Source organism: Methanoculleus sp. UBA291 (assembly GCF_002499755.1).
Taxonomy (GTDB): Archaea; Halobacteriota; Methanomicrobia; order Methanomicrobiales; family Methanoculleaceae; genus Methanoculleus; species Methanoculleus palmolei.
On the sequence record NZ_DANC01000013.1, the window covers coordinates 63,731 to 70,299 of the forward strand.

Below are 6,569 nucleotides of genomic sequence, written 5' to 3' on the forward strand. Positions count from 1 at the left end.
CACCTGCAGGAGTGCGTGCTCCACATCGTGCTGCGGCACCATGCTCCGTGCGGGAGGCGTTTGTCACATCGGGGGAGCGATTCGGGTCGCTGGTTGCATCTCCCCCATCCACGATCTATCGCCTTGCACCGCCAGGCCCTCCTGAGGGGGCGGGAGGAGGCGCGAAGCGTCCGGGCGGTGGGGGTCGTTTGAGGGGTGGCCTTGCGCCATTCCTCCGTGCGCCATTCCTCCGTGCGAGGAGCACAATGCGGAGTATGGCGCGACGAGCACTCCCCGGCAGACGATGACCGGCGAGGTTCGAACCGGTCATGGTCGTCAGAGGTCCCGGACAGGAGGAGAAGAACGGGTATAGTACCAGGGACGGAGGGAATGTAGTCTGCCGGTGGAGGATGCGGCGCTGCCGAAGAAATAAGGATAGCCCTACAGAAGAAGAGTTGCGTGCAGCGAAACTATCCTAATGTGAGAGGGGGATATCTACTGTAATGCTTTCCCGGTTACAGGAATTCCTGCTGCTTCCGGCTGAAACGGAATGGATTGAGTTCAAGGAAGCAAAAAGTAATCTTGATTTTGACGACATCGGCAGATATTTCTCTGCGCTAAGCAATGAAGCCAGCCTGAATGGAGAAGCTGCCGGGTGGCTCATCTTTGGTGTTACCGATAAACCTCCTAGAAAGATTGTTGGGTCAAACTATTGTCTCATGCCGCCCGGACTCGAACATCTCAAGCAGAAGATCGGGCAGCAGACGAATCATCAGATGACGTTTCATGCAATTCACGAGATCGCCGTCAATGGGATGCGGGTGATCATGTTCGAAATCCCACCTGCTCTTCGCGGAGTTCCGACTACATGGAGGCGCGTTGCATATGGTCGCACTCATGATTCGCTTGAGCCTTTGGGGCTTCATGAGATCGATCGAATACGTGCACCGCTACCTGACTGGTCTGCCGAGATCTGTGACGGCGCTACAATCGCCGATCTCGATCCGGAAGCAATCGCGTTTGCACGTGCTAAATATAAGAAAAAGCATCAGGATCTCGCAGAAGAGATTGATGAATGGGATGACGCGACCTTTCTGAATAAAGCAAAGGTTTGCAGAGACGGCAAGATAACGAAGACCGCAATCCTTCTCCTTGGAAAGGGCGAAGCGGGACACTACCTCTTACCTGCCATTGCACGCATCACCTGGGTTTTGCGGAACGATGCAGAAATTGAGATCGATTATGCCCATTTCGATCAGCCATTGATTCTTGCAGTCGATAAAGTGTTTGAAAAGATCCGAAATCTCACTATTCGCCATATTTCTGAGGAGACGCTCTTTCCCACGGAAGTTTCACAGTATGACCGGTGGGTGGTCCGCGAAGCGTTGCACAACTGCATCGCACACCAGGACTACCAGCAATCTGCTCGCATCACGGTAACCGAAAGGCCTGATTCTCTGATGTTTACGAATCGCGGTGATTTTATTCCGGGAACCGTCCGGACTGTAATTGAGCGTGATATGCCCCCTGATTGGTATCGAAATCCTTTCCTTGCAAATGCAATGGTCGAATTGAATATGATTGATACGATAGGCAGCGGGATCAAGCGCATGTTTTCGAAACAACGAGATCGTTATTTCCCGATGCCGGACTATGATCTCAGCGAAGAAAGGGTTGTGCGAGTTACCATTCTCGGACGGGTGATCGATGAGAAGTATACCCGGATGTTGATCCGACGAAAAGATCTGACGCTGATGGATGTTATAACTCTCGATAAGGTGCAGAAAGGGATATCGATCACTCCGGAAGAGCGTAGAATTCTCCGAAAGAAGCAACTCATCGAGGGTCGGTCTCCGAATCTTCGTGTCTCAGTGGGTGTCGCTGCCGAGACAGATATGCGAGCCGATTATATCCGGAAGCGGTCACTTGATAAAGCGCATTTCAAGGGGCTGGTAATGGCATATCTGAAAACATATCGCGAAGCGAAGAGGTCGGATATTGAGGACCTTTTGTTTAACAAAGTTTCAGATGCATTAAACGATGAACAGAAGTACCACTTTATCCGGGATCTGCTTCAAGAGATGCGAAAAGAAGGGACGATACGAGCTGTCGGGAGAACAAAGGCTGCTACATGGGTTCTCGCATCCGACAAGCCGCATAAATCATGACCGGCAATCTGATTGGAGATGATTGTAGAAATGAACTCAATTAAATCTTGTCGGATGTGGAATACGACTAAGGAAAAACAGTTTTTTGAACCTGCTCCCTGAAATGGTTTGTAGTGATTTGTAGTAGTTTGCAGCAATTTGTTGAGAGTCCTCACCTGCGATCTCTCTTCCCTTTTCACAGATATCAGCGCAATTCTTCATTTCTTGTGTCGTCCGGTCTCGAGGCGGGCTCAGTTTCCGTATCCGGCCCATCTTCAAGCAGCTACAGAAGCTCGACTCCCTGCGGCTGGACGACCTGATCCGGGTGCAGGCCGGCGGGAGAATGAGCGAGGTTGTGCTGCGGTATGAGCCGGAGATAGTGGTGCAGATTGCGGGTGAGTGGGGTAGAGCCCATTCTTTTTGGCATAGGGCAGGCCGATGGAAGGTCCAATCCGACGCTTTTGCTAGCGAAACATTTTGAATGCCCGGTTTCAGGCTCTCATTTGAACCCCTTTGAAGCCTAGAGGATCTTTATGGCTCCCGCTTTTCTCACAGCATATCCTGCGAATATCAGTGATTCAAGAGAAACCATGAACTCCTCTGGATGAAGCGTAGTTCTGGTAACTGCTTCGTCGAGCGGAATCCAGAACTCGAGTCCATAGATGTCGTGGAGTTCCACGTACAGCTTCCGTGCGGTGTCGAGCAGATCGTATCGCTTTGCGACTTTGAGTGGAGAGGAGTAGATTTTGTTCGCTTTCCAGTGCATATCCAGCCAGAGTTCTACGACATCTTTAACATCGGATTGGGTTGTTTTCGAGGCTCGTTGAAGTCGGGCAAGCGAGGAGGTCAACTTGGGGATTGCATCGCCCAGATTTTGTTTGTAGGGGGAGTATCCAGTTCGCTTGTACTCTTCCCGTATGGTATGCACTGCGTCGATTATCGTCTTCTCAACGGAGTTCATCGGGTCTGGTTTGATGATAAGAGCATCGAGAATATATGAGGTGATAATCGGTCGTTCTTCATTTATGAGTTCTCTGCAATCCTTCGATAGTTGGTTAAGTGATGCTTCCTCCATAACAAGTGGAATATCCATGATGTATTCATCTGGCCGGTAGATCGCCCGGTTTGCCTCCTCGCACCCTCTTTTGACCGTACACTTCTCCTGGTCGGATATATAGTAGTAATACCGCGAGCCGGGACGGAAGAAGTCCTGAGGAATGACCTTCATAGACCCTTTGAAGGTATTCCACTGTGTCTTTTTCCCGAGGATTGCGGCGTTGATCCCTCCCACCTCATCGGCGATCGGAGGAGAAGAAAGCGAGTAGAGAGCGGAACATTTTGCAATCTGTTCGATTGTCTCCTCCTCGCCCCGGAACGGCAGGGTGAAGTAATACACGATCTCTTCGTAGTCCATAATTTTTCTGCGCTCCGCAAGCGGGCTCGGATCGAAAGGTTTCCAGCCGCAGATGGTTTTCACGGTGATGCGGTCCTGTGACCCATTGGGCATAAATTCTCGTTCGGATTCGATCTCGACCTCGACGAAGGTATGTTCTGCCGGCGGGTCGCATGATTCAGCGCAGAAAATCTCTCTCTTTGGGCTGTTCAAGAACGGTGACGGGTGGAGGTAGAAGTATTTCCCGTCTTTTGTATCATACTCAACGAAGCCGGTGTTTTCCCTATGAAAAATGAGTTCCTTTTCTAGAACAGAGAGTTCCGATCCCGGCCACCGGTCGTAGAGAATCCTCTCCCGGGCACTCAGGCAATCTACTGTTGCGAAACTACCCGGTTGTCCGTGGTGCAGATAGGCACCCATGCAAGCGCTTACTGGCCTCTGTTGGACCTGATTTGTTCTTTTACCTCGTCGATTGTAAAAGGCTCTCTCTTACTATGGCACTTTATATTGATCTTTTGGTGGAAATCACTGGGTGCGTAACTCCTATTTCAGATGACCCCTGCTACGAGCCCGTCTACATCTCCTCGCACGGTGACGTGCAACAGCAAGACGAGGTGTGCCTCAAACTCCCACGGGCGCGGGTCTGCCCCGAGGAGTCGCCGGAAGACTGCTTCGAGAGTGCGGAGCTCGTGGCGCTCTCAGCCTGCTCACTTGGAAAGGCAGCGTTTGTCGACCCCGTTTATGGAACAGACCGGCGCACGGATGGTTGTCGGCCCAAAGAGGTAGAATTTATCGACAGCGCGATCTTCTTCCTGAACCTTTTTTTACCTGATGCACCGGCAGTAACTGCTGTGGACTATACATCGATTGCTCCGGAGGTATCGGAGAAGACCCGGTACCGCGATCTTCTCGATCTTGTCCATCGCGGCTTGCTGGAAGCAGTCGGTGCAAAAAAGGGCAGAAAGTACGTTTTAGCTCGATCACGCCCCAGGAAAGCCTGATGTGTCGAGAGTATACTCTGTGAGATATCGGACATTTCTCGGACATTTATCAGACATATCGGACATCTTCTGTTTTTGGGTGTCCGATATCGAACATTGAGGGGCTTCTCCGTTTCGTGGGGAAGTGAAACACCACGAGATCCCCTCAGCCTTGCGATACCCGAACTCCTTCCCCTTTGAGGAAGTCGCCGCTCAAAGACCTTCGGTCTTCTCGAACTCCGGTTCTGCGAACCGTCGTTCACCGCATCCCTCCCGGCACCTGCCGGAAATAACACCCCCGCAGGTCTTTGCCTGCGCCTCGCGTGAGCGGTAAGCCGCTTTTACGGCATCGCACCTATCGGTGCCGGTCATCCTGTAGTCCTTCGGGATGGGATCGAGGCTGGGGCAGGCACGGCTCTTCCCTTTGCCGGAATGGAGACGTGCAGCCTCTTCGTATTCGCCACCGACCGTGAGGCGCCGGTCCATCAACAGACGGTCTGACCGTTTAATTTCCGTGGTTTCTCGTCTTGCTTCCGTAACGATTACAAGAGCCTCCGGGCTCCGGCGCACCCCTCGTCCCGTCCGTCATAATTCTCTCCTCTCCGTCGGACCACCCGGCCCGGGTGATGATTGCTGCGCAACCAGGGTCCGGTATGTGCCGTCCTTCCCGCCGGGGTGGGTCTGTGTGACCGGGAGCAGGCCGGATCGACGGCGGCCTCTATCTCGTCGGGAGTCTGGAGATCGGCGCCCGTGATTTTGACGGTGATCCGGGCGTTACCCGGAAAACGGCGACGGTCCGGGAGTCCATGTGCTTCTCGGGTGTGGCACCGGGTTATTACCGACGGAGGAGGGAGGGCTGTTTCTCCCTTCATGCCAGTTCATGCTTCCGGAGGAATTCCCGGACCTGCCTCGACTCGATCCAGCCCTGATCGAGCTGCCGGACATACCCGTTGATTCGCTCGACCTGCTCGCTGATCCGATCGGTAGCCGCCCCTTCATCGAGCAGTTCGGTCATGCCGAGGATCACCTGGAGGGGCTGGCGGATGTGGTCGCCGAGGACGGCGAACTGCTCGATGTTCCGCTCGATCTGCTCGAACGCTCGCTGCCGGAGTTGCTCGTTCTGTTTCCGCTCGGAGATATCCCTGCCGACCCCATGAACTCCGATCACCGACCGTTCGCGGACAATCGGGGATTCGCTCAGTTCGAGAAATACCGCCGACCCGTCCTTGCGGCGGAACTCTACCTCGAGCCCTTCGACCGGTTTTCCCGCGGCTATCCTCTCGCGCCCCTCGTCCCACAGAGGGAGCGATGAGGGGACGATGTAATCGCGGCACCTGGCGCCGATGAGTTCATCCGGCGTATAGCCGAGGATCCGTATCACCGCCGGGGAGATGTAGGCGATCCCCCCGTTACTATAGCAGGTGTAGATCATATCGAAACTTTGCTGCGTGATCTCCCGGAACTGCGATTCGCTCCGCTGGAGGCTCTCCGTTGCCTGTATGCGTTCGATTGCTCTCCCGAGGCGGCGGGCGACGGTGTCGAGCAGCGACCGCTCCTCACGGAGGAACGGGCCTTCGTCTTTCTCCGGCTGTTCATGGAGGAGGCAGACCTCCACCCTGCCGACCGTCTCCCCGTGGACGACAACCGGAGACGCCTGCCGCCAGGGCGTCTCGCGAAAACGTTCCGTCTCAAACCTGCGTCCGTACACCATGATCCCGGCAACGGTATCCTCCGGGTACTGCCATCCGGAAGGGAGCACCCGGGCAACCCTGGAGAAGATCTCATCGAGCGAATCCCCCGACTGCTCGATGATGCGGGATACTTCGTGAAGGACGGAAAGTTCTTTCACCCGTTCATTCAGGTCATGCGCCAGTTTCCTCAATGCATCAGTCGCCTGCCGTTTCCCGGTGGTATCCCTTGCAATGACCACAACCCGGGTAACGGCGCCGCTTACGTCCCGGATCGGGTAGAATACGGCGTCATACACTCGCCCCTCCCATGCATCCTCAAACCGTTCTGGCCTCCCCGACCCGGCGACCCCGTGCAGGCGTGCGAGGTGCATCCCCGCCA

Annotated in this window: 5 protein-coding genes; 2 read left to right on the forward strand and 3 right to left on the reverse strand. The window is 54.4% G+C overall.

Translation table 11 applies throughout. The annotated features are described in order from the left end of the window. Nucleotides 1–482: 482 nt before the first annotated feature. Nucleotides 483–2,147 (forward strand): RNA-binding domain-containing protein, encoded by a 1,665-nt coding sequence (locus tag BP737_RS02865; RefSeq protein WP_342685915.1) that lies wholly within the window; start codon nt 483–485, stop codon nt 2,145–2,147. Between the two features lie 499 nt (nt 2,148–2,646). Here BP737_RS02865 and BP737_RS02870 read toward each other — a convergent pair whose 3' ends face one another. Then, entirely contained in the window at nt 2,647–3,939 is a 1,293-nt protein-coding gene (locus BP737_RS02870) for a hypothetical protein (protein ID WP_342677967.1), read from the reverse strand. Between the two features lie 74 nt (nt 3,940–4,013). Here BP737_RS02870 and BP737_RS02875 point away from each other — a divergent pair, with 74 nt between their 5' ends. Beyond that, nucleotides 4,014–4,520, forward strand: a complete 507-nt coding sequence (locus BP737_RS02875; protein ID WP_342677965.1) for a hypothetical protein — start codon at nt 4,014–4,016, stop codon at nt 4,518–4,520. Nucleotides 4,521–4,712: 192 nt separating this feature from the next. Here BP737_RS02875 and BP737_RS02880 read toward each other — a convergent pair whose 3' ends face one another. Both BP737_RS02880 and BP737_RS02885 read right to left on the reverse strand, forming a co-directional pair. Beyond that, a complete protein-coding gene (locus tag BP737_RS02880) occupies nt 4,713–4,985 on the reverse strand; it encodes a hypothetical protein (protein WP_342677963.1) in 273 nt (90 codons plus the stop codon). Between the two features lie 382 nt (nt 4,986–5,367). After that, nucleotides 5,368–6,569 (reverse strand): PAS domain S-box protein (locus tag BP737_RS02885; RefSeq protein WP_342685916.1); only part of this gene is annotated, 1,202 nt, incomplete at its 5' end.

Excerpts from the sequence above, each read along its gene's own strand:
- BP737_RS02865 (WP_342685915.1), top strand. The coding sequence starts at position 483 with ATGCTTTCCCGGTTACAGGAATTCCTGCTGCTTCCGGCTGAAACGGAA.
- BP737_RS02880 (WP_342677963.1), bottom strand. The coding sequence starts at position 4,985 with ATGGACCGGCGCCTCACGGTCGGTGGCGAATACGAAGAGGCTGCACGT.
- BP737_RS02875 (WP_342677965.1), top strand. The coding sequence starts at position 4,014 with ATGGCACTTTATATTGATCTTTTGGTGGAAATCACTGGGTGCGTAACT.
- BP737_RS02870 (WP_342677967.1), bottom strand. The coding sequence starts at position 3,939 with ATGGGTGCCTATCTGCACCACGGACAACCGGGTAGTTTCGCAACAGTA.